Below are 22,873 nucleotides of genomic sequence, written 5' to 3' on the forward strand. Positions count from 1 at the left end.
GTCAAGGCGCGAAGGAATTTGTCGATGACCACAACATCCCGATCCCGCTCCAACGCGGTTGCTTCTGCAACGCTCGGGGACGACGATCTCAGCTCCAACGCGCAACGTGAACGCCGCAAGCGGATTCTCGACGCAACCCTCGCCCTGGCGTCCAAGGGTGGCTACGAGGCTGTTCAGATGCGCGCCGTGGCCGAGCGCGCCGACGTCGCAGTCGGAACGCTCTATCGCTACTTCCCGTCCAAGGTTCACCTGTTGGTGTCCGCTCTGGCACGCGAATTCGAGAAGATCGATTCCAAGGGCAAGATCCCACCTGGAACCAGCCCGCTCGAGCGGATGCAGCTGATCCTCAGCCTCATCACCCGCGCGATGCAGCGCGATCCGCTCCTCACCGAAGCCATGACTCGCGCGTTCATGTTCGCCGACGCCTCCGCAGCGGCAGAGGTCGATCAGGTGGGCCAGTTGATGGACCGCCTCTTCGCACGAGCGATGACCGAAGAGGAGCCGACCGAAGAGCAGTTGGCAATCGCGCGCGTGATCTCCGATGTGTGGCTGTCCAATTTGGTGGCCTGGCTCACGCGACGTTCTTCGGCTACCGATGTCGCCAATCGACTGGAATTGACGGTTGAACTGCTGCTCGGTGACGGAACTCGGAAACCCGAATAGACATCCTTTGTCGCATCTGTCATTTTTGCACTGATCTGGCAGAAACGTATCGAGCCAGGAGTCGCTGCATCACCTAGATTTGAAGAGGTGAGCGCACAAGATCTGTCCATCGAACTCCGCCGAGCGCTGTCGGGCGTGGCACGCACGCCGCGTCTGCTCGTAGCCTCCGACTACGACGGGACGATGGCACCCATCGTCGCCAACCCGGACAAGGCGTATCCCCGCGCGGAAACGGTGCGTGCGCTCCGCTCCCTCGCCAGCCTGGCGTCGACGACTGCTGCCGTGATCTCGGGCCGCGCCCTCAAGGATCTGGCGGCGCTGTCCCGGCTTCCCGCCGAAGTGCAATTGGTCGGCAGCCACGGCTCCGAGTTCGACATCGGATTCGTTCACGCGATCGACGCCGACGCCAGGAAACTGCTCGACGAGATCGTCACCGAGTTAGGCCGAATTGCCGCCGATACCCCCGGCGCAACTGTGGAGAAGAAGCCCGCCAGCGTCGCCTTGCACGTACGCAACACGAGCGCCGACGACGCCGAGAAGGCGCTCATCGCCGTTCGCACCGAATCGGCCCTCTGGCCGGGTGTTCAGGTCACCGAGGGTAAGTCGGTGGTCGAGTTGGCGGTCATCGCCACCGACAAGGGCCACGCACTCGACTTGATCCGCCATCAGGACGGCGCTACCGCTGCCGTCTTCATCGGGGACGACGTGACCGACGAAAAGGCGTTCAGCAGGCTGCAGGGGCCGGACATCGGAATCAAGGTCGGCAGCGGGGACACCGTCGCCGACCATCGCGTCGACAGCACCGAGGATGTCGCTGCTGCTCTGGCGTTCCTGCTCGACGAGCGCCGTACGTGGCTTTCCGGTGCCGACGCTCCGCCCATCGAGCGACTCTCGATGCTCGCCAGTCCGCGGACCGTCGCTTTGGTGACCCCGGATGCGACGCTGACCTGGTTGTGTCACCCGGAACCGGATTCCGCGGCGGTCTTCGCGCACCTTCTCGGCGGAACCGGGGCCGGCCACTTCTCGGTCGGGCCTCGCCGCACAGCGTTGCCACTGAGCCAGAAGTACATCGACAGCACGATGACCGTTCAGACCCGCTGGGCGAGCCTGTCCGTCACCGACTACCTCCCGCACGACGTCCCGCAGGGACGAACCGACCTGACCCGCATCATTTCCGGTCAGGCCGACGCGATCGTCTCGTTTGCACCCCGTCCCGAGTTCGGCCAGGGTCAGGTCACGCTCGAGGTCGTCGACGAGGGCATTCGGGTCCTCGGCACCAACGAGCCGTACGTGCTCCGCTCCCCTGGTGTGCTGTGGAACATCGCCACCGACGGAAACCAGCAGACTGCCCACGCCATCGTCGAGCCGTCCAAGGGTGACGTCGTACTCGAATTGCGCTGTGGAACAGAAGAACTCGGCCCTTCCGAAGTTCCGGAACTCGAGCGTCGAGCGACCTCGGAGGCATACTGGTCCGATTGGGCCAAGACGCTCGAACTGCCGAAGCTGAAGCCGGACTTGATGAAACGCTCGGCGCTGACCTTGCGCGGGCTGGTTCATGCCGATTCCGGTTCCATCATGGCCGCCGCCACAACATCCCTGCCGGAAGAGATCGGCGGAGTCCGCAACTGGGACTACCGCTACTGCTGGTTACGCGACGCCGCCCTCACCGCAACAGCTCTCGTGAGCGTCGGATCCACCGATGAAGCCGAGAACTACCTCGACTGGGTCCACCGCGTGCTCGAAACGCTGCCGGGACCCGAGCGCCTGCACCCCCTCTACACGCTCTACGGGACTTCGCTACCGCCAGAGGCCGTCATCGATTCACTTCCCGGATACGCCGGCTCCAGGCCGGTCCGCGTCGGAAACGCCGCGAATCAGCAGGTTCAACTGGACGTGTTCGGCCCGATCGTCGAGCTGATCGTCGAACTGGCGAATGCACGCGAAAAGGCCGGTGCCCCCGATCCTTTGAGTGACCGCGACTGGGAACTGGTGTGCGCCATGGTCGAAGCAGTGCAGCGGCGCTGGTTCGAACCGGACCACGGAATCTGGGAAATTCGCGACAACCCGCGCCACCACGTCTATTCCAAGGTGATGGGTTGGGTCACCGTCGACCGCGCCGTCGATCTTGCTACCCGCTTTTCTCGCGAGGCTCTGCCCGAGTGGGCGGAACTGCGTGACCAGATCGCCGACGAAGTGCGACACAAAGGCTGGAAGGACGACGTCCAGTCGTACACCGCGGCCTACGACGGTACCGATCTCGACGCCGCTACTCTGCACATCGGACTGTCGGGACTGATCGATCCGACGGATCCACGCTTTGCTGCAACCGTCGTAGCCACCGAAGCTGAACTACGCAGCGGCTCAACGGTATACCGATACCATCACGACGACGGTTTGCCCGGCATCGAAGGTGGGTTCCACCTCTGCGCCGCCTGGCTCGTCGAGGCCTACCTACTGATCGGACAACGCCTGCAAGCAGAGGCACTGTTCGATCAGTTGGTCGCGGCAGCGGGTCCCACCGGACTACTCGCGGAGGAGTACGACCCCATCGCGGAACGCTCGCTGGGCAACCATCCCCAGGCGTACAGCCATCTGGGATTGTTGCGGTGCGCGCAACTCCTGGCGTGAGCGCTACCCCTTGATCCGACCTGATGTTCGCCCTGCCAGTAGTTCGGTGTCGAGCATCTCGACTATCGGAACGCCGGATCCAGACGGCGACATCAGGAGCGCACCGGCGCGCCGGCCCTTCTCTTCCTGGGGCTGGCGCACCGTTGTCAGTGATTCGCGCAGCGCCTCGTCGACGCCGTCGAATCCGGTGATCGACAGTTGGCCAGGTACATCGATGCCCTGCCAGCGCGCCCAGTCCAAGGCGCCGAGAGCCAGCACGTCGGTGGTACAGACCAGTGCGGTGATCTCAGGGTTGGTCGCGAGAGCTTCCGCCGCCGCCGAGTGCCCGGACTGCGATGTGTGGACGTACCGCTCGATCACCGTGAGTGAGAGTGGGTCCATGTCGGACGCCACCATCGCGTCGCGCACTCCTTCGATCCGCTCACGCTGGACGTGGAAGTGCGGGGACTTGAGTCGTTCCTGGCTGACAACGCCGTCCATCCGGTCGCGCCCCAGCCTCATGCAGAGCACGCCGATGTCACGGTGGCCGAGCCCGATGAGGTAATCGGCGACCTTGCGCATGGCAGCGCGGTCGTCGATGCCCACGAGGGATGCACCGGGAATCTCGCGCGGCTGGTCGCACACCACGATCGGAATGTGACGCTCGAGCACGGCAGCGAGATACGGATCGTCGTCGGCCACGGAGTAGACGACGAAGCCGTCGACGCCCGCCTGCTGGACCACGGCTGCAGCATCCACCTCGTCGCGGCCGGGCCCGGCCGGGATGAGCAGCAAGCCCTGGCCGGCGTCCTCACACGATTCCGAGAGACCGGCAAGGAAGCTCATGGCGGCCGGGTCGCGGAACGAATAACTGAGTGCTTCGGTGAGCAGAAGACCGACGGCACCGGCTTTGCGAGTTCGCAAGGAGCGGGCGACCGGATCGGGTCCGGGATATCCGCGTCGCTTGGCCGCTTGGAGCACTCGATCCCGCAGCTCGACGGAGAGCTGATCGGGTCGGTTGTACGCGTTCGAGACTGTAGTTCTCGACACATTGAGCTCGGCGGCAAGCGACGCCAAAGTGGCTTGACGGCGTGGCTGACGGGACCGGGGCATAAACGGACGTTAGCCGTAGTGCCCGCAGACGGCGCGTTGGGGCTGAACCGAAGGTGAACTACCAGCGACTATGCGCTAATGTGTAACGGTAACGGTTTCCAATAGCATTTAGCCCAGCCTTTGTTCAGGAGAAAAGCACGTGCGTTCGTCGTCGAAATTCCGCACCGCCACCGCCCTCGCGGCCGTCTCGGTCGCCGCAGCATTCGCGCTCACCGCGTGCAGCTCCAGCTCGTCGAAAGACGAAGGCATCACCGTCGTCGCATCGACGAACGTGTGGGGCGACGTCGCGCAGGCCGTCGCCGGCGACAAGCTGACCGTGACGTCGATCATCAACGAGCCATCCGCGGACCCGCACTCGTTCGAGGCGACTCCCGCCGATGCCGCCAAGATCACCGACGCATCGCTTGTCGTCTACAACGGCGGCGGCTACGACCAGTTCATCACCGACGTCCTCGACGCGGGCAAGGGTGAGCAGAAGACGGTCAACGCCTACAACCTGCTCGACGGCGGCATCCACGCCGGCGAAACCGCGGGCGAATCGCATGACGGTCACACCCACGGCGCAGTCAACGAACACGTCTGGTTCGATATTCCGACCGTCGACGCCGTCGCACATTCGGTTGCCGATCAGCTGAGCGCTCTCGATCCGGACAACGCGGCGACCTACGAGGACAACGCGAAGGCATACAGCCAGAAGCTCGCCGGCGTCACAGCGATCACCGATTCCATCGCCGCTGCCCACGCAGGCGCACCGGTGGCGCAGACCGAGCCGATCGCGCACTACCTCCTGGTCGCAGCTGAACTGAAGGACGCAACTCCCGAAGAGTTCACCAGTGCCATCGAAGACGGCAACGATCCTTCACCGGCCGCAATCGCCGCAACGCGCCAGCTCCTCTCGGAGAAGCAGGCCCGCGCACTGGTCTACAACATCCAGACGCAGGACAAAGTGACCCAGGACATGCGCACCACAGCCGAAACCGCCGGAGTGCCCGTCGTCGAGGTTACGGAGACTCTCCCCGAGGGCCTGGACTACATTCAGTGGCAGACGCAGACTGCGGAGTCGCTCGCAAACGCCCTCTCTGCCCAGTAATTATTTGCCCCACCATTTCCGAGAAGAACCGATCGGCTTGTGACAGAAACTTCCGCGAATACTCCTGTGCCCCCTGGTAACACCGTGCCTTCTGGTAACACCGTGCCCGCTGTGACGCTGAAGGACGCTCGATTGTCCTTCGGTGCCCGCACATTGTGGGACGGGCTCGATCTCGAGGTACAGCCAGGTGAGTTCATCGCCGTACTCGGGCCGAACGGGTCGGGCAAGACCTCGCTCCTGAAGATTCTGCTGGGCCAACTACAACTCAGCGGTGGTAGTGCACAGATCGTCGGTACGCCGGCACGGGCCGGGAACTCACACGTCGGGTACATCCCGCAGCAGAAATCCATCGACGACGGCCTCCCGCTCCGCGGCCGCGACCTGGTAGGCCTCGGCGTCGACGGTCACCAGTGGGGTACGGGCCTACTGCGCCGGGGGCGTCGCCGCAAGATCGTCGACGACGCCATCGCACAGGTCAGCGCCCAGTCGTTTGCCGACGCTCCCATCGGTTCCATGTCCGGCGGTGAGCAGCAGCGACTGCGGATCGCACAGGCTTTGGTCGGCGACCCGCGGATCCTGCTGTGCGACGAGCCGCTGCTCAGCCTCGACCTCGCCAACCAGCACCTGGTCTCGACGCTGATCGACAAGCGTCGGCGCAGCCATGACACCGCAGTGCTGTTCGTGACGCACGAGATCAATCCGATCCTGCCGTTGGTCGATCGAGTGCTCTATCTGGTGGACGGCAAATTCCGGATCGGGACGCCGGCCGAAGTGATGACGTCCGAGGTTCTCTCGGATCTGTACAACACCGACGTCGAAGTGTTGCAGGTTCGTGGCCGCCTCGTCGTGATCGGCACCGGAGACGCCATCGACGCGCTCGGCAGCGCAGGCGGACTACGCCCGGGAGAAGGCGTTCACCATTCTGATGAGGATCACCACCAGTGAGTAACAAGTTCACCGACGCGATGTCGCGGATGTTCGACGTGTCCGCCACCGTCGACCTACTGCAGTACGACTTCGTCCAACAGGCGTTGATTGCCGGTGCCATCCTCGGATTGTTGGCAGGCATCATCGGGCCGCTGATCGTGAGTCGTCAGATGTCGTTCTCGGTGCACGGAACGAGCGAGCTGTCACTGACGGGTGCATCCGCCGCACTTCTCGTCGGTGTGGGCGTCGGCTTCGGCGCCATCGTCGGATCCGTGGTCGCAGCTGTGCTGTTCGGGCTGCTCGGAGCCAAAGCGCGGGACCGAGATTCGGTGATCGGCGTGATCATGGCTTTCGGTCTCGGCCTGTCGGTGTTGTTCCTCTGGGCGTACGACGGTCGCACGGGAACCAGCTTCTCACTGTTGGTCGGACAGATCGTGGCGCCGGGGAACAGTGGTCTCGAACTTCTGCTGCTGTGCGCGGTCATCGTGATCGGCACACTCGGATTCATCTACCGCCCTTTGCTGTTCGCAAGCACCGACCCCGAAGTTGCTGCAGCTCGCGGTGTTCCGGTTCGGGCACTGTCGATCGTGTTCGCAGTGTTGGTCGGCATCACCGCAGCACTCGGCGTACAGATCGTCGGTGCGCTGCTGGTGATGTCGCTGCTGATCACCCCCGCAGCGGCCGCCGCGTACGTCACGGCAAGCCCACTCAAGGCCACGATCCTCTCCGTCGTGTTCGCCGAACTGGCAGCCGTCGGCGGCATCCTTCTGTCGCTGGCACCCGGCGTTCCCGTCTCGAGTTTCGTCACCTCGGTCTCGTTCGTGATCTACCTGATATGCCGACTCTTCGGATCCGCACGCCGCAAGAATGCGGGACGGATTCCGGCGCACGCCTGAACACCGAGAGCCCATACCTACCTAGAATCGAGGTATGGGCTACAGCGTTGATCTGAACAGCGACCTCGGCGAGGGCTTCGGAGCCTGGACCCTGGGCGACGACGACGCCATGCTCGAACTTGTCACCAGCGCGAACATCGCCTGCGGATTCCATGCCGGTGACCCGACAACGCTGTTGGCGACTTGCGAATCCGCAGCCACCCGCGGCGTGCGGATCGGCGCGCAGGTGGGTTACCGAGACCTCGCCGGTTTCGGCCGACGCTTCATCGACATGTCCCCGAAAGACCTCACCGCCGACGTCATTTATCAAATAGGGGCACTCGACGGTTTGGCTCGTGTCGCCGGATCGCGGGTCACGTACGTCAAACCCCACGGCGCGCTTTACAACGCAATAGTCCATCACCGACGGCAGGCGCGGGCTGTGGTCGCCGCCGTCGTTGCCTACGACAGTTCGCTACCTGTTCTCGGACTACCTGGTTCGGTGTTTCTGGAAGAGGCGCGCGAAGCCGGCCTCGACGTGGTCGCCGAGGCTTTTGCCGATCGCGCGTACACGGCAGAAGGCACTTTGGTCCCCCGCACCGAGTCGGGCGCCGTTCTGAACGACCCGGCGCTTGTTGCAGAACGGGTTCGGCGAATGGTCGTCGACGGCGAGTTGGATGCGGTCGACGGGAGCACCCTCAAAATCACCGCGGAGTCGGTGTGCGTACACGGTGACAGTCCGGCAGCCGTCGACATGGCCGCAGCGATCCGCGATCTCCTCGAATCCTCCGACGTCGAGATCACACCGTTCACATGATCACGATCCTGCCAGCCGGTGAATCCGCAGTCCTCGTCGAATACGACGAACTGCCGAGCGTGCTGGGCAACTTCAGGGCTCTCGACGCCAGTCGGATCCCCGGAGTGATCGATCTGATTCCCGCGGCGCGAACCATCCTGATCGAGTACGACAACACGATTACCGGACACAAACTCGTGGAGAAATGGGTGCGTGGGGCCGTACCCATCGAACTCACAGCAGATGAGAGCGGGCCTGCTGTCGCGATTCCGGTCCGCTACGACGGCGACGATCTCGTCGAAGTGGGCAAGCTGACCGGACTCGGGGTCGACGGTGTCATCGAGGCTCACACGTCTGCGTCGTGGACCGTCGCATTCATCGGTTTCGCCCCCGGCTTCGCGTATCTGACCAGAAACGAGAGAAAGCTCGAAGTTCCACGTCGATCGGACCCGCGCAGGCAGGTCCCGGCCGGTGCAGTCGGGTTGGCCGGACCGTTCTCGGGCGTCTACCCGCGTAGCTCCCCGGGCGGCTGGCAGTTGATCGGAACGACGGAACTGTCGGTGTGGGATGCCGAGCGCCGCCCGCCGGCGCTGCTTCTACCCGGCACCACAGTCACCTTTGTCCGTGCATGATTTAGGTGCAAGGATAATTTTGGTGTCTTCACCGCGTTGTTGCGGGACAATGGATTCATGGCCTGGCTCGAGGTAGTGCGTACCGGCCCGCTCGCCACAGTTCAGGACCGCGGGCGGAGAGGCTACGGCGCTCTCGGGGTCGGCAGATCCGGCGCCGTCGACATGATCTCGCACGACAGCGCGAACAGACTCGTAGGCAACACTTTTCGAGCAGCAACCATCGAAGTCACCACTGGGGGTTTTGCGATGCGGGCCGTCGGTTCGATGACGGTGGCAGTGACAGGCGCGCGGGTGCCGCTGGTCGTCGACGGACGGCCGGCACCTGACTACGCGAGCATCCACCTGGGCGGTGGCAGCATTATCGAATTGGGTTACAGCACAACCGGGTTGAGAACGTATATCTCTGCACGCGGTGGCGTCGACGTCCCACAGGTACTCGGCAGCAGATCCACCGACACACTCTCCGGGCTCGGGCCGCCGCCGCTCGCCGCCGGCGATCTACTCCTCCTCGGGGCAGAGGAAGGGACGTGGCCCACCGAAGAGTTGATTCCACCGCCCGCACCTGCACTCGGCGCGGTTCCGATCGAGATCACGCTCGGCCCCCGAAATTCCTGGTTCACCGCCGCATCCGTTCACGCGCTCCTTCACACCACGTGGAAAGTCACCGAACACACCAACCGAGTCGGGGTCCGGTTACAGGGCCAAGGGCCTTTACATCGCTCACGCACCGAGGAATTGCCGAGCGAAGGCGTCGTGATGGGATCCATCCAAGTGCCGCCAGGCGGCCAGCCCGTCGTGTTTCTGGCAGACCATCCCGTGACCGGCGGATACCCGGTCATCGCCGTCGTTTCCGACGCAGGGATTGCATCGCTGGCACAGCTGCGGCCCGGCAGCACCATTACCTTGAAGGCCACTACCAGGCCGTCCTAGCGCTGATAGTCTCAGCCGCGCCAGCAATGCTGCCGGCGGCGCTCGGCCGTCGCCAGAACCTGAAGGACTTTCACACTATGAGCCCTAAGAGCAGCACACTTGCTCTCGGAATAGCGTCAATGATCACTGCTGCACTCGTCCTGTCCGGATGCAGCAGTTCGGAAAGCGGCGACGCTGTCTCCAGTGATACCAGCACCAGTGAGACCACTGCTTCCGAAAGTTCTGCATCCTCGTCGTCTGCCGCTGCCGCGACGCCGACCTTGAGGGACGGAACACCGTTCATCGGTGAGCGGACGACGATCGAAACCGGCGACGACCCCGAAGCGCCGAGCATCAGCGTCAGCCTCCCGCCGAGCTGGACTCACGGCGAGAACATCCCTGCCGGCGTTACGGATGCGTTGTCCAGCAACAGCCAGGAACCCAGCGGTTTCATGCCGAACACCACTGTGACGGTCGAAAACCAAGGCACCGCAACAAAAGACGAGGTTCTTGCCGCTGCGCGTGAAACGATCGCCACCCTCGACGGATGGACCGAGGTGAAGTACACCGAGATCGACGTCGACGGACAGCAGGGGTTCCGCCTCTCCGGAACCTGGACCGCCCCAAACCTGGACGTTCCGCTCTACGCCGTCATGACAGTCGTCGCTTACCAAGCCGACGACAACTCGCCGGTCTACCTGGTCAGCTTTGCGAATCAGTTCACCGACACGACGAACATGCAGACCTCCAACCAGGTGGAGGAAATCAACACCTCGATCGAATTCGGCTGAGCACCTCATGATTTGAGCGCTTGATCACCGACCAACCGCGGCGGGCCGAGACTACGACAGTCTCGGCCCGCCGTTTCACAATTCTCGGCTAACTCGAGCCGAACAGTCCGCTGAGGGAACCGAGGCCACCACTCAACGAGCCGAGCGATCCGGTTCCGCCACCGGTTCCGGGGCCAGTGGGATCAACCGGATCAACGGGATCAACGGGATCAACGGGATCAACCGGGTCAACGGGATCGACCACATCCGCGGCGCGGACAGTGATGGACGGGCCCAAGTTGGCGAAATTCGCACTCGACTGGAATCCGTTGCCCATCACCGTGGCACCTACCGCCAATCCACTTCCGTACACGGTTCCCGGCGCACACGAAGCAGTGACCGTGTAGCTGGTCTTCATGGTCACCGGTTTGCTGCCGTTGTTGATCCAGCCGGCACTGGTCACCTCGAGCGTCGTGGCTGTCAGTTCCGGCGTTTCAGTGGTTTCGGTCATCGTCCCGCCAACGTGAAACTTCGTGACCTTCGCCGAGCCCGGGACAAAGGTCAAGCATGCGGCATGCGTCTCGGTGAACCTGCTGATATATCCGTCGATTCCGCTCTTCTTCGACACTGTCGTGTAGGTGATCGTGTCACCGATCTTCGGGGACGCATTATCCACGGTGCGAGTAAATGTGTAGGCACCAGAAGTTGCCGTCTCGGCAGTCGCGACTCCCGCACCCAGCGCGCTTGCGCCCACAGCAAGAGCAATCACCCCCAAACCAGCTCCAACGGTGGACAGACTACGATTCCTGGATCCAAACTTTGCCACGAACAATCTCCACTCTGTGTGGTTCCAGGACAACCGAATTCATTGATTACTGGAACTCGTTGCAATCCGACTCTCGAAGTACGATACAGTCGACCTGGACATTCGCCCAGCTTTTCGCCGGATTGGTCGCCAATCAGTTAACAACAGGCAATCAAGGTCGAAAAAGTCCTCTCAATTCGGACTTTTCCGTAAATTCTGCCGAACTGACACATAGGCAAGCGTCCGATAGGTTTCAATGGTTACCACGGCGCAACCTTTGAAGAGTCATCCCCATCGCCGTCAGCGTGAACCCCTCGAACGGAGAATTTCATGTCACGTTTCTCAATGCGCAAGACACTCACCGGAATCGCAATCGCTGCACTTGCAACCAGCGGGCTCGTAATGACCGCAGGCACCGCGAGCGCCGATGCCACCCACCCGTCCTCGGCAACGGTCAACTCCTCCAACGTCCGGATCACCAAGAGCATCGTCGGCGACGGCGAAGTTGCACCCGGCGGCAAAGTCACCGTGCGCACGGTCATCTCCACGACCGGCCACCCCGAGCGTTACGTCGACCAGTTCGTCGATCGCTACCCCGCCACGTTCAAATACATCCAGGGCACGGCGACGGTCAACGCTTGGCATTTGATCGGCGGTCAGAAGACCGAATCCGTCACGCCTTCGGTTGACACTGCCGCCCGAACCGTGAATGTGCCCAGCACCGGTTGGCTGATCTCGCCCACAGGCAGCAAGACCGTGACGATCGAGGCGCAGTACCTCGTCGCCGACGATGCACCGATCGGTTCGTACCAGGAAATATCGAGCTCGATCGGCATCTCGACGTTCAACACCGAGCAGAACATCAGCGGCGTCTACGCCAAGATCCGCGCCAAGAACCCCGGTGAGGCTGCCGCATCGGGCTCGGCAGATCTGGGCTTCGGCTCTTCTGACGGCGAGGGCGGAACCGGTTCGGCCGGCTCCTCCGTCCTCGACAACCCGGCCGGCTTCATCTCCGACATCATCAGCGGTGTCCTGGCCAACGGCAGCTGATTCACCTGCTCCACCTGTAAACACTCCGTCGGGGAATGTGATCGAGGGTGGCATCGAGTCTTCGGACTCGGTGCCACCCTCGGTCTTTTGTCGCGACCGCTCTCCCTCGTGCCCTGGATCAAAGAACCAAATAGGAAAGCATTACCTAAGTCATTCGCGGTATGATCCACCGATGAGTTCCACAGGATTTCCGTACTGGGCTGTGCCGGCAGGCCGGTACGTTCCGCTCCCCTTCGCCATGACGACGTCCACCATCGGGCGCGATCAGAAGCGCGCGTGGCGTGAGATCCGCCATCCCGAGCACGAACTCCTGTGGGGCGCTTCCGGCGAGATGAGCGCGTACATCGACGACGTTCGTTGGCAGATCCCACCGACGGTCGGCATGTGGATTCCGGCTGGAACTCCACGGCGCATCACGCTCGGCGCATCCACCGAGGCTCGCTTCACCTATTTCCGGCCCGAGTCGTTCCCCCACCCGTGGACAAAACCCGCGATCATCGGCATCGACGACGTGGTCAAGACGATGCTCATCCATCTGCACCAGCGAAACATGCCTACCGAGGCTCGCTTGCGGGCGGAATCCGTAGTCTTCGACACGCTCGCGCCCATCGAGGCGGCTGATGTCGCAGTGCCGATGCCCGCCGATCCCCGGGCCCTCGCCGTTGCACGCCGCTTGATCGCCGACCCCGCCGATCAACGCGGGCTTGCCGATTGGGCCTATGTGGTCGGTGGAAGCCCCCGTACCCTGAGCCGCGTGTTCTCTCAGGGAACGGGGATGTCCTTCACCGAGTGGAGGATTCAAGTTCGCGTCCGCGCCGCGATGTCCTATCTCGCTGCGGGCGTTCCTGTTTCGACGGTTAGCCGTCGCGTCGGATACGAAACCCCCAGCGCCTTCACCAGCGTGTTCCGCAAGGTCACCGGGCGAACACCGAAGAACTATTACTCGGACGCGTGCGAATTGTCAGCCTAGCTGGTCAGAAGCCGTTCATCTTCGAGACCAGTTCGGCGAAGGCATATTTGACGCTCAGCGACGTGGGCGAAGCCAGTGCCATGACTCGGGCCAGACCGAGCTGCTGAATCAGCCTGCCGTCCTTGACTGCAGGCAGGTCGGCAAACAACTTGTCCCCCATCAATCCGGGGAGCCCCTGACCACTCGCGTCGTTGAGCACGATCACGTCCGCGTCCAGTTCGTTGTACTGTTCGCGCGATGCAGTCACCGACCCCTGGGTGTCCCCGCACAGCTCTGCGCTTCCGGCCGACTGCTTCAGTCCGAGCTGGGACATCAGGATGACTCTGCCGTCGTCGGCGCAGTAATTGGTGAGGCCGTCGATGTTTCCCGAGAGGAAGGTCAAGGTTTTCCCGTTCAGATTCGGGGACCCAGCAGCCAGGTCGGCTATGGAATCGTCAGTTTCCTCGATCAGCTCAGCCGCCCGCTTCGGTTGTCCGAGTACTGAACCGATGGTCGACATCTGCTCCTGCCACGTAGTCGCCCATGCGGTCTCCTTGAACGGAATCGTGGGTGCGATCTGAGAAAGACGTGCATAGTCGTCTTCGGTGATTCCCGAGACCACCGCGATGATCACGTCCGGCTCCAACGCCAGGATCTGCTCGAAAGGCACACCGGAAGTGCTGTCGAGCAACGTGGGTTCGACGTCGCCCAACAATTCTTCGTCCCACGGCAGGATTCCGTTCTCCAAGCCTGCCCCACTGAACGACTCCATGGCGACGGGCGTCTTGCCCAGTGCCAGGACCGAATCCTGGCTGTTCCAGCCGATGGTCACGATCCGCTGAGGTTCGGTCTCGATGGTGGTCGAGCCGTACGCGTGATCTACGGTGACCGGCAGCGCACCGGTCTCGGCCAACTGCGTCGTGTCCTCCGACGCTGTTGACTCGGTGCTGCTCTGGCAGCCTGCGAGCAGGGCAATCGCGGCCAACGCAGCCACTATTCGGGTAGTGCTTTTCATCTTCTGTCAGCTCTCTTCGCAAACGTACTTGTTTCGACCAGGCAGGTATATCGAGACCTGATCCCGGTAATGGGGTGTCGATACTCCATCTGTCCGCTGCCGCGTAGCCCTTGGCATCTGCGAGCACTTTCCGCACTCGCTCCGGCTCTACCGTAGAACTGCACAACGAGTGTTCAGATCTGGGCGAGGAGTTTCACGAGTGTCAGCGCTGCCCGAAACTCGTTCCGGTCCGATGGAGATGATCAGAGTCGGATCGTTCTCCTCCGGACGCGGCCCGCGACTGGTTGCAGCCGTCACCGGCCAGGCGTCGTATCAGGTAGCTCAAGCCCTCATTCCGGTGCTGATCGGTACCGTCGTCGACCGTGCAATCGGAAAGTCCGACAGCACAGCACTTCTCGTATGGCTTGCTGTGTTGTGTGCTCTGTTCGTGGGACTTGCTCTGTCGTGGCGCATCGCGGTTCGCCTGAACACGCAGGTCTTCGTCTACGGCGAACACGACCTACGATTGAACGCTGCCAGACGGGTCCTCGATGCCAGAGGCATGCAAGCTCAGCGCTCGACGGGTGAAGTTCTCACCATCTCCACCTCGGACGCCTCACACGTCTCGGGCTTCTCCTGGGTTGTCGCCGAACAGGGCTCAGCTTTTGCGGGGCTCGCCGCGGCAGTGATTTCGCTTGCCTTCGTCTCGTGGCCGCTCGCACTGATCGTCGTACTCATCACTGCTGCGCAGCTCGTATTCATTCACAAGATCAGCGGTCCACTGGACGAGCGTGTGTATGCAGAGCAGAAGAAGGCAGCCGAGGCAGGCATGCTTGCAACTGATTTCACGCTTGGGTTACGAGTACTGAAGGGTTTCGGGGCCGAGCCCACTGCCCTGTCGCGATACGTCAAGGCGAGCCGGGCGTCGATGAAAGCAGCGATCCGGACGGTCAGAGCAATGTCCAGTCTGACCGCGCTCAATTCCGGGGTCTCCGCGTTGGTGCTGGCGTCGGTCGCACTTGGAGCCGCGTGGATGGCGCATCAAGGCACGATCACCGTGGGCAACTTCGTCACCGTTGTCGGCTTGAGCAGGGTCATTGCCGGTCCGATGGAAACTCTGGGGTTCTTCGGTGCAGAACTCGCTGCCAAGCGAGGCTCCGCACGCAGGCTGTCCGAACTCCTGGCCGAGCCGCACCTGATCGAATCGCCGCCCTCCACCGCCCCGATCAGCGCTGTCAGAAGTGAAGACGCCCTGCTGATTTCGACGGACAACGGAACCGTCGTCTCAGCTCGCCGCGGCGAGGTGGTGGGCGTGCGCGCGGACGATTCCGCTCACCGACTGGCACGCCAACTCGCCTTTCAGACTCCGCTGGACCCTGACTGCTACTTCGTATTCGGCACCGATGCAACCGAACTCGGTCCGGACGGAGTTCGCGATCAGGTGTTCGTGTCCGCTCATGAAGGAACCGTGTTCACCGGCACCGTCTTCGACAATCTGGCTGCACCGAACGTCGACTCGTCGGCAATGACGTCATCTGCGCTCGACGACGTGTTGACGCATCTGCCCGACGGCCACCTCTCCGAGGTAGGTGAGCAAGGAAAGAAACTCTCCGGAGGTCAGCGCCAACGCCTTCTCCTCGCCCGCGCTTTGCATCAACCCCAGCCGATCCTGGTCCTCCACGAACCCACCACTTCCGTGGACTCTGTCACCGAACATCGAATTGCACACTCACTGAGAAACTTTCCCGACAAGGCCATTGTGGTGATCACCTCGAGTCCGACCTTGCTCCATTCGTGTGACCGTGTCGTCACGATCGACCACGCCGCTCGGGACGGAGACTCACTGTGACCGACACCCTTCCGGATGCATCTGCTGTTCCGGCTACATCTGCCTTGCCGATCGCGTCGACCACACAGACGGTCCGCGCATTGATCGCACTGCTTCGGCCACGGGGGCGAGCGCTCGCACTCACGACCGTCGTACTTCTCTCCGCTACGGCCTGCGGCCTGTCCACCCCGGCGCTGCTCGGGCTCATGGTCGATGCAGTCACGGAGGGCAAACCGTTTGTCTCACTTCTGCGTATCACCGCATTCATGCTCGGCGCAGCGGCAGCAGGAGTTGCGCTGACTTGGTGGAGCACACAGCTTCTCGCGAATGTCGCGCAGAACGTGCTGGCCGATCTTCGTGAGGACGTGTTCGCCGCCACGCTCGCGCAGCCGTCGTCACTGGTCGAGGATGCCGGAACCGGTGATCTGATTTCCCGGGTCTCGGGTGACGTCGAAGCGGTAAACACCGTCATCGCGCGGGTGCTACCCGCAACGGTGTCCGCCCTGTTCATGATTTCACTGACGCTTGTCGGTGTGGGAGTGATCGATTGGCGATTCACCGTGGCGATCGTTGCCGTTGCGCCGATTCACTATTTCGCTCTTCGTCATTTCCTCCGACGCTCCGGACCCGTCTACCGACGCTCTCGCGCTGCGCAGGCCAGGCGGGGACAGCAGCTCATCGAAACCCTGGGTGGTGCAGGTACTGTCACTGCCCTGCGTCGAACCGACGAGCACATCGGCCGAATCGCCGAGACCTCCGAGCATGCCATCAGCTTCGACATGCAGGCAGTTCGACTGCGCACCAACTTCTTCGCTCAACTCAACGGCGCCGAACTGCTCGGACTGGCCGCGGTCCTGAGCGTCGGCTACTGGCTCGTGACCACGGGGTCGGTGTCCATCGGGGCCGCTACCGCCGCTGCGCTCTACTTCCACAGTCTGTTCAGCCCCATCGCGGTATTTCTCTCGAACATCGACGAATTGCAGGATGCGGGTGCCAGCCTGGCTCGCCTGATCGGTGTCACCGCGATGCCCGGGCGTCCCGCGAGCATTCCTGCCTCGGCGCGGTCCGCACCCATCGGAGTCGACGTGGAGCGGGTTTCTTACTCGTACGACAACTCCACCCCGGTGATCGATTCGATCTCGATCTCGATCGCACCGGGGGAACGAATCGCCGTCGTCGGCAGCAGTGGTGCCGGAAAGACCACACTCGCCAAACTGATTGCCGGCATCATTCCCGTCGGGGACGGGCGAATCACCGTCGACGGCACACCGATTGACGACCTGAGTGATGCCGAACTTCGGCACAAAGTCGTCCTGGTCAGCCAGGAAGTTCACGTGTTCGTCGGGACGATCGCCGACGATCTCCGGTTGTGCGCACCAGATTCGGACGATGCGAAGATCGCCGAAGCCGTCGAAACGATGAAAGCTCAATGGATCCATGAGCTTCCGGACGGGCTCGAGACCAGGGTCGGGGCCGGCGGGTACCAGTTGACGGCGGCACAGGCACAGCACATAGCCCTCGTCCGACTGGCTCTGCTCGATCCGCCCGTCGTCATTCTCGACGAGGCGACTGCCGAAGCCGGAACCACTGCAGCAGGTCTACTCGATCAGGCAGCCGAGCTCGCAGTCACCGGCAGGACTGCCGTGGTGATCGCACACCGCCTGAGCCAAGCAGTCCGCGCCGATCGCATACTCGTCATGAGCGGTGGCCGCGTGGTCGAGAGCGGGACACATGACGAACTGATCGGCGCGGACGGTTCCTACGCTGCACTGTGGGAAGCCTGGTCGGTACGGAGCTAGAACCCCGCCAGGCTCACCTGAAAGCCGTTACAACTCAGCTGCTACGACGCCTGCGGGCGATGTCCGCCAGGACGACTCCGGCGGCAACCGAGGCGTTGAGCGACTCGACCGGACCGGCCATCGGAATCGACAGGATCGCGTCGCAGTTCTCGCGGACGAGGCGCGAAAGGCCCTTGCCCTCGGAACCGACCACGATCACCACAGGACCGCTGCCGTCGAAATCGTCGAGAGTGGTGTCACCTTCGGCGTCGAGACCGACGACCTGAACACCCTTCGACGCCCAGTCCTTGAGCGTGCGAGTGAGGTTGGTTGCCCGAGCAATCGGCAGACGAGCGGCAGCACCGGCGCTGGTACGCCAAGCGACAGCACTCACGCTCGCGCTACGACGCTCCGGAATCACGACGCCGTGTCCACCGAAAGCTGCGACCGAGCGCACAACGGCACCCAGGTTGCGGGGATCGGTGATGTTGTCCAGCGCGACGAGCAGAGGGGGCTCGGCGTGCTTACGTGCCTCGGACAGAAGATCGTCCGGGTGCGCGTAGCGGTACGGCGGAACCTGCAGAGCGATGCCCTGGTGAAGACCGTTGGCGCTGAGGCGATCCAGATCCGAGCGCGGCACCTCGAGGATGGAGATACCGGCGTCGGCAGCCCGCTGAACGGATTCCTTCAACCGGTCGTCGCTCTCGGTACCGACAGCCACCCACAGCGCCGTCGCCGGAACACCCGCGCGCAGGCACTCCACCACCGGGTTGCGACCGAGCACGGTCTCGGGACCGTCGAGAACCTTGCGGCCCGGACCCGGACGGCCACCGCGGCCCTGGTTCTGCTTCTCGTCGGCCCGGGCGGCGCGCGCTGCACGCTTTGCCGCTGGGTGCTTGGTGCGTGCCTCGGCGGGAGGCGTAGCACCGCGGCCGGCGAGACCACGCTTGTGCTGGCCACCGGAACCGGCAACCTGGCCCTTCTTGGTGCCGCCCTTACGGACTGCGCCGCGCCTGCTCGAGTTTCCAGCCATTGTTACTGCCCTGCCTTAAGGGACCATTCGGGTCCGTCGGGAGTATCGGTTACTTCGATACCCGCCTTGATGAGGCGATCGCGGACCTCGTCCGCCACCGCCCAGTTCTTTTCCGTACGTGCCTGCTGCCGACGATCGAGATCGGCCCGCACCAACACGTCCAAAGCTTCCATTGCCGTCTCGGTGTCGCCACCGGACTGCGTCCAATGCTCGTCGAGTGGGTCGACGCCCAGGATCGCGAGCATGGCCCGCACCTGACCGGCAGCCACCCGAGCCGCGTCGAGATCACCGGCAGCGAGCGCGGAATTACCCTCGCTCGCCTTGCCGTGAATCTCGGCCAACGCGATCGGCACCGACAAGTCGTTGTCGAGAGCCGCCGCGAAACCTTCGGTCCACGTACCGAGTTCGACGCCACCCGCACGCTTGTGTGTGCGCAGGACGAACGACTCGAGCCCCTGGTAGGACTTCGCGCTTTCGTCCAACGCCTCGTCCGAGTACTCGAGATTGGAACGGTAGTGCGCACTACCGAGGTAGTACCGAAGTTCTTGCGGACGAACCTTCTTGAGCACGTTCGGCACAGAGAGAACGTTGCCCAACGACTTGGACATCTTCTCGCCACTCATCGTGACCCAGCCGTTGTGCAACCAGTACTGAGCGAAATCGTCGCCGGCGCACTTGGCCTGCGCAATTTCGTTCTCGTGGTGTGGGAAGACGAGATCGCGTCCACCACAATGGATGTCGAATGCGGCCCCGAGGTAGAACTCCGCCATGGCCGAGCACTCGAGGTGCCAGCCCGGACGGCCAGGTCCCCACGGTGTCGGCCACGAGGGCTCACCGGGCTTGACGGCCTTCCAGAGGGTGAAGTCGCGAGGATCGCGCTTGCCCTCGGCCGCACTCTCGCCCTGATGAACGTCGTCGAGTTTGTGGCCGGACAGTGCGCCGTACTCGGGGTAGCTCTGCACGTCGAAGTAGACGTCGCCGCCCGCCGCGTACGCGTGGCCGTTCTCGATCAGGCGTTCCATCATCTCGACCATCTGCGTCACGTGACCGGTGGCCCGCGGCTCGATGGACGGCGGCAGCACACCCAGTTGGTCGTAGGCCCACGTGAACGACCGCTCGAACGTCGCCGCCCACTCCCACCAAGGTCGACCGGCGCCGGCGGCCTTGTTGAGAATCTTGTCGTCGATGTCCGTCACGTTGCGCACGAAGGCAACGTCGTTGCCGTGCGCCAACAGCCAGCGTCGCAGCACGTCGAAAGCGACGCCGCTACGAACGTGTCCGATGTGAGGATCGCCCTGAACTGTCGCCCCACACAGGTACACCGATGCATGTCCGGGGGCCAACGGAACAAAATCCCGAAGGGCCCGCGTACCGGTGTCGTATAGGCGCAGGGTCACGACCAGCGATCTTACCTGTCGTGTTCGGTTGTCATGACCAACGCGGTGGCCATGGCGGCGATCCCCTCGCCGCGACCGGTCAAGCCGAGCCCGTCCGTGGTGGTCGCGGACACCGAAACAGGCGCGCCGAGAATGTCCGAGAGCACCTTCTGCGCCTCGTCGCGTCGCGGCCCGATCTTCGGTCGGTTGCCGATGACCTGCACCGCGGCGTTGCCGACGGTGAACTGGTTCTCTTCGAGCAGTCGACGAACCTCGGCAAGCATTCGAGCGCCGCTCACGCCGTCCCATTCGGGCCTGCCGGTGCCGAAAACCGAACCGAGGTCGCCAAGACCTGCGGCGGAGAGCAACGCGTCACAGAGCGCGTGGACGGCGACGTCGCCGTCCGAATGCCCCGAGCACCCGTCTGCTTCCTCGAACAGCAACCCGGCCATCCAGCAAGGTCGGCCGACCTCGATGGGATGAACATCCGTGCCGAGACCGACGCGCATCTATTTTCCGTCCTGTGAGTCCGCGCTCAACTCTGTCTCCGAGATCAGGAGCGCCCGTGCAAGGACGAGGTCGAGCGGAGTGGTGATCTTGAAGGCGAGAGCGTCGCCGGGAGTCGTCTGCACCGAAACACCGAGACGCTCCACCAGAGCGGCGTCGTCGGTCGCGGCGACATCACCGGCGTCGTACGCACTGCGCAGGACGTCGGTGGAGAAGCCTTGAGGAGTTTGAACCGCACGCAACTCCGAACGCAGAGGCGTTCCGGTGACTGCGCCGAGTACGTCGACCGACTTGATCGTGTCGGTAACCGGGAGTACCGGGATGACAGCGGAGCTGCCGGCTCGGAGAGCGTCGACGACGCGCGCGATCAATTCCGGTGGTGTCAATGCCCGCGCGGCGTCGTGCACGAGTACAAAATCTGCGTCGCCGGCAGCACTGAGACCGGCTCGAACCGAATCGGTTCTTTCGGCACCACCACCGACGACGTCGACGTCCGATGCACGACCGAGGTCGGCCACGACGGATTCGACCAGTTCAGGCGGCACAATGACAACAACGCGGTCGATCGCTCCGGATTTCCGGAGTCCATCGACCGCGCGTGCAAGCATCGTGCACCCACCGAGTTCGACAAATGCCTTGGGCAATTTCTCGCCCAATCGCACTCCCCGACCTGCGGCAGGTACCAGGGCTACTACTGCCACTGTCAGCTTTGTTGTGTTGCAGTCAGGACGCGGCCGCGAGGACCTCGTCGAGAATGGTCTCTGCCTTCTCGGTGTCAGTGCCCTCGGCGAGCGCGAGCTCTCCGACGAGAATCTGACGAGCCTTGGCGAGCATGCGCTTCTCACCAGCGGAAAGCCCGCGGTCCTGCTCACGACGCCACAGGTCACGAACAACTTCCGCAACCTTGTTCACGTCACCTGAGGCAAGCTTCTCGAGATTTGCCTTGTATCGACGAGACCAGTTGGTGGGCTCCTCGGTGTGCGGTGCTCGCAGAACCTGGAAAACCTTGTCGAGGCCTTCTTGGCCGACCACGTCACGAACTCCGACGTACTCTGCGTTGTCTGCAGGAACCCGTACTGTGAGATCGCCTTGAGCGACCTTCAGAACCAGGTACTCCTTCTGCTCACCCTTGATGGTGCGGGTTTCGATAGCTTCGATCAGCGCCGCACCGTGATGGGGGTATACGACGGTGTCTCCGACCTTGAAAATCATGTGTCCCGTGCCCCTTTCGATTCCACTAGTTTAACACGTGAAAGAACCGACCACTCATCAACTGTGCAGGTCAGGGGCATCCTTGCTCGAGCGTAGGGGTTGACAGGGCTTGTTGTACGTGCATTCAACTGGTCTGGAGCACCCCTGCATAACCGACTGAAAGCCCACGCAGACAACCGTTGTGGCGACCCGACGGCCAGCCCGCGGGACCTTATCTACTACTCTGCCTAGTGGAGTGCGAACCTGACGCCGTGGAGGACAAATCGTGACTGCTATCCGTAAGCCGACTCGTCGAGTCGCTACCGCCATTGCACTGGCTGCAGGCGCAGCCATCGCGCTGTCCGCTTGCGGTTCCGGACAGGTGAGCCAGACCGCCGTCCAGCAGGCCGCCGTGAACGGCAACAGCGCCAACCTCGGTGAGATCGCACTGCGCAACGTGCACATCGCCTACCCCTCGTCCGAGGAATACAGCATCGAGCCGGGCGGCAACGCCGTGCTCGCGTTCACCGTCGTGAACGACAGCGCCGAGACCACGGACAAGCTCGTCAGCATCACCACCGATTACGCAGCACGCGTCATCGCAGGTGAAGAGGTAGGCGGCTTGACGATCAAGCCGCAGACGTCGCTGCAGGCCGGCCAGCTGCCCGCAGGCGAAGGTGCCGCGACCGAGGCAGAGACCCAGATCAAGAACAACGAAGAGAACGACGACGCACCCGCTGCGCTCACTCTCGTCGTTCTGCAGGACATCAAGGCAGGCGTTCGCCCCGGCTTGACCGTCCCGATCACCTTCAAGTTCGAGAAGGCCGGCTCGGTCACCGTCGACGTGCCGGTCGACGCAGGCCCGCAGCTCGAGCGCAACGAGTCGGACAAGTCGCCCGACGTCGCAGAAGCCGGGCACTGAGCGCCGAATCACCAAGGCGCACACTGCGCTTCGCAGAACAACTTCAGAATCACACTAG

At 63.0% G+C, this 22,873-nt stretch carries 22 protein-coding genes; 14 read left to right on the forward strand and 8 right to left on the reverse strand.

What is annotated here, in order from left to right; genetic code table 11:
- The first annotated feature begins 24 nt into the window (after nucleotides 1–24).
- Together kstR and otsB are read left to right on the forward strand one after the other, a co-directional pair.
- Nucleotides 25–663, forward strand: a complete 639-nt coding sequence (gene kstR, locus QM596_RS17855) for a cholesterol catabolism transcriptional regulator KstR (RefSeq protein WP_003945752.1) — start codon at nucleotides 25–27, stop codon at nucleotides 661–663.
- 87 nt (nucleotides 664–750) lie between these two features.
- Nucleotides 751–3,291: a trehalose-phosphatase gene (otsB, locus tag QM596_RS17860; protein WP_060939422.1), complete on the forward strand. Its 2,541-nt coding sequence runs from the start codon at nucleotides 751–753 to the stop codon at nucleotides 3,289–3,291.
- Between the two features lie 3 nt (nucleotides 3,292–3,294).
- Here the strand turns inward: otsB and QM596_RS17865 are convergent, their stop codons facing one another.
- Nucleotides 3,295–4,383 carry a LacI family DNA-binding transcriptional regulator gene (locus tag QM596_RS17865; protein WP_007733995.1) on the reverse strand — a complete coding sequence of 363 codons (1,089 nt, stop codon included), beginning with the start codon at nucleotides 4,381–4,383 and terminating at the stop codon, nucleotides 3,295–3,297.
- A 139-nt stretch (nucleotides 4,384–4,522) separates the two neighbouring features.
- Here QM596_RS17865 and QM596_RS17870 point away from each other — a divergent pair, with 139 nt between their 5' ends.
- The 7 genes from QM596_RS17870 (at nucleotide 4,523) to QM596_RS17900 (ending at nucleotide 10,403) form a co-directional block, all read left to right on the forward strand.
- Nucleotides 4,523–5,473, forward strand: a complete 951-nt coding sequence (locus QM596_RS17870; RefSeq protein ID WP_019746850.1) for a metal ABC transporter solute-binding protein, Zn/Mn family — start codon at nucleotides 4,523–4,525, stop codon at nucleotides 5,471–5,473.
- A gap of 102 nt (nucleotides 5,474–5,575) precedes the next feature.
- Nucleotides 5,576–6,418 carry a metal ABC transporter ATP-binding protein gene (locus tag QM596_RS17875; protein WP_020723636.1) on the forward strand — a complete coding sequence of 281 codons (843 nt, stop codon included), beginning with the start codon at nucleotides 5,576–5,578 and terminating at the stop codon, nucleotides 6,416–6,418.
- Nucleotides 6,415–7,296 carry a metal ABC transporter permease gene (locus QM596_RS17880; RefSeq protein ID WP_003945811.1) on the forward strand — a complete coding sequence of 294 codons (882 nt, stop codon included), beginning with the start codon at nucleotides 6,415–6,417 and terminating at the stop codon, nucleotides 7,294–7,296. The genes QM596_RS17875 and QM596_RS17880 overlap by 4 nt, the downstream gene beginning before the upstream one ends.
- Before the next feature lie 34 nt (nucleotides 7,297–7,330).
- On the forward strand, nucleotides 7,331–8,092 hold the full coding sequence (locus QM596_RS17885) for a LamB/YcsF family protein (protein WP_020906114.1): 762 nt from the start codon (nucleotides 7,331–7,333) through the stop codon (nucleotides 8,090–8,092).
- Complete coding sequence (locus QM596_RS17890; protein WP_283309580.1) at nucleotides 8,089–8,703, forward strand: 5-oxoprolinase subunit B family protein; 615 nt, start codon at nucleotides 8,089–8,091, stop codon at nucleotides 8,701–8,703. The genes QM596_RS17885 and QM596_RS17890 overlap by 4 nt, the downstream gene beginning before the upstream one ends.
- A gap of 57 nt (nucleotides 8,704–8,760) precedes the next feature.
- Nucleotides 8,761–9,633 carry a 5-oxoprolinase subunit C family protein gene (locus tag QM596_RS17895; protein WP_069146949.1) on the forward strand — a complete coding sequence of 291 codons (873 nt, stop codon included), beginning with the start codon at nucleotides 8,761–8,763 and terminating at the stop codon, nucleotides 9,631–9,633.
- A 77-nt stretch (nucleotides 9,634–9,710) separates the two neighbouring features.
- On the forward strand, nucleotides 9,711–10,403 hold the full coding sequence (locus QM596_RS17900; RefSeq protein WP_020968394.1) for an LpqN/LpqT family lipoprotein: 693 nt from the start codon (nucleotides 9,711–9,713) through the stop codon (nucleotides 10,401–10,403).
- An 88-nt stretch (nucleotides 10,404–10,491) separates the two neighbouring features.
- On the opposite strand, the gene QM596_RS17905 is transcribed toward QM596_RS17900, so the two are convergent.
- On the reverse strand, nucleotides 10,492–11,151 hold the full coding sequence (locus QM596_RS17905) for a hypothetical protein (protein WP_283309581.1): 660 nt from the start codon (nucleotides 11,149–11,151) through the stop codon (nucleotides 10,492–10,494).
- 366 nt (nucleotides 11,152–11,517) lie between these two features.
- On the opposite strand from QM596_RS17905, the gene QM596_RS17910 reads away from it, so the two are divergent.
- Nucleotides 11,518–12,237, forward strand: a complete 720-nt coding sequence (locus QM596_RS17910) for a hypothetical protein (RefSeq protein WP_283309582.1) — start codon at nucleotides 11,518–11,520, stop codon at nucleotides 12,235–12,237.
- A 172-nt stretch (nucleotides 12,238–12,409) separates the two neighbouring features.
- A complete protein-coding gene (locus tag QM596_RS17915; RefSeq protein WP_019746842.1) occupies nucleotides 12,410–13,207 on the forward strand; it encodes a helix-turn-helix domain-containing protein in 798 nt (265 codons plus the stop codon).
- A 4-nt stretch (nucleotides 13,208–13,211) separates the two neighbouring features.
- Here QM596_RS17915 and QM596_RS17920 read toward each other — a convergent pair whose 3' ends face one another.
- Complete coding sequence (locus QM596_RS17920) at nucleotides 13,212–14,201, reverse strand: iron-siderophore ABC transporter substrate-binding protein (protein ID WP_029537512.1); 990 nt, start codon at nucleotides 14,199–14,201, stop codon at nucleotides 13,212–13,214.
- A 199-nt stretch (nucleotides 14,202–14,400) separates the two neighbouring features.
- Between QM596_RS17920 and QM596_RS17925 the strand changes: the two genes are divergently transcribed.
- Both QM596_RS17925 and QM596_RS17930 read left to right on the forward strand, forming a co-directional pair.
- Nucleotides 14,401–16,029, forward strand: a complete 1,629-nt coding sequence (locus QM596_RS17925) for an ABC transporter transmembrane domain-containing protein (protein WP_031330913.1) — start codon at nucleotides 14,401–14,403, stop codon at nucleotides 16,027–16,029.
- Nucleotides 16,026–17,807: an ABC transporter ATP-binding protein gene (locus QM596_RS17930; RefSeq protein WP_060939427.1), complete on the forward strand. Its 1,782-nt coding sequence runs from the start codon at nucleotides 16,026–16,028 to the stop codon at nucleotides 17,805–17,807. The genes QM596_RS17925 and QM596_RS17930 overlap by 4 nt, the downstream gene beginning before the upstream one ends.
- A gap of 34 nt (nucleotides 17,808–17,841) precedes the next feature.
- Here the strand turns inward: QM596_RS17930 and rlmB are convergent, their stop codons facing one another.
- Genes rlmB through carD form a run of 5 tightly spaced genes read right to left on the reverse strand, consistent with a single transcriptional unit; the run spans nucleotide 17,842 to nucleotide 21,914 of the window.
- Entirely contained in the window at nucleotides 17,842–18,819 is a 978-nt protein-coding gene (rlmB, locus tag QM596_RS17935) for a 23S rRNA (guanosine(2251)-2'-O)-methyltransferase RlmB (protein WP_020906105.1), read from the reverse strand.
- A gap of 2 nt (nucleotides 18,820–18,821) precedes the next feature.
- The gene (gene cysS, locus QM596_RS17940) at nucleotides 18,822–20,216 is read right to left on the reverse strand and encodes a cysteine--tRNA ligase (protein ID WP_003945830.1); all 1,395 of its coding nucleotides are present in this window, start codon (nucleotides 20,214–20,216) and stop codon (nucleotides 18,822–18,824) included.
- A gap of 11 nt (nucleotides 20,217–20,227) precedes the next feature.
- Nucleotides 20,228–20,704, reverse strand: coding sequence for a 2-C-methyl-D-erythritol 2,4-cyclodiphosphate synthase (gene ispF, locus QM596_RS17945; protein WP_020968387.1), 477 nt, complete (start codon nucleotides 20,702–20,704; stop codon nucleotides 20,228–20,230).
- A complete protein-coding gene (gene ispD / locus QM596_RS17950) occupies nucleotides 20,705–21,403 on the reverse strand; it encodes a 2-C-methyl-D-erythritol 4-phosphate cytidylyltransferase (RefSeq protein WP_283309583.1) in 699 nt (232 codons plus the stop codon). It lies immediately after the preceding gene.
- A gap of 22 nt (nucleotides 21,404–21,425) precedes the next feature.
- On the reverse strand, nucleotides 21,426–21,914 hold the full coding sequence (carD, locus tag QM596_RS17955; RefSeq protein ID WP_003945666.1) for an RNA polymerase-binding transcription factor CarD: 489 nt from the start codon (nucleotides 21,912–21,914) through the stop codon (nucleotides 21,426–21,428).
- A gap of 265 nt (nucleotides 21,915–22,179) precedes the next feature.
- Between carD and QM596_RS17960 the strand changes: the two genes are divergently transcribed.
- Nucleotides 22,180–22,815, forward strand: a complete 636-nt coding sequence (locus QM596_RS17960; RefSeq protein WP_021342814.1) for a copper chaperone PCu(A)C domain-containing protein — start codon at nucleotides 22,180–22,182, stop codon at nucleotides 22,813–22,815.
- The last annotated feature ends 58 nt before the right edge of the window (nucleotides 22,816–22,873 follow it).

Source organism: Rhodococcus sp. IEGM 1406 (assembly GCF_030056745.1).
Taxonomy (GTDB): Bacteria; Actinomycetota; Actinomycetes; order Mycobacteriales; family Mycobacteriaceae; genus Rhodococcus_F; species Rhodococcus_F erythropolis.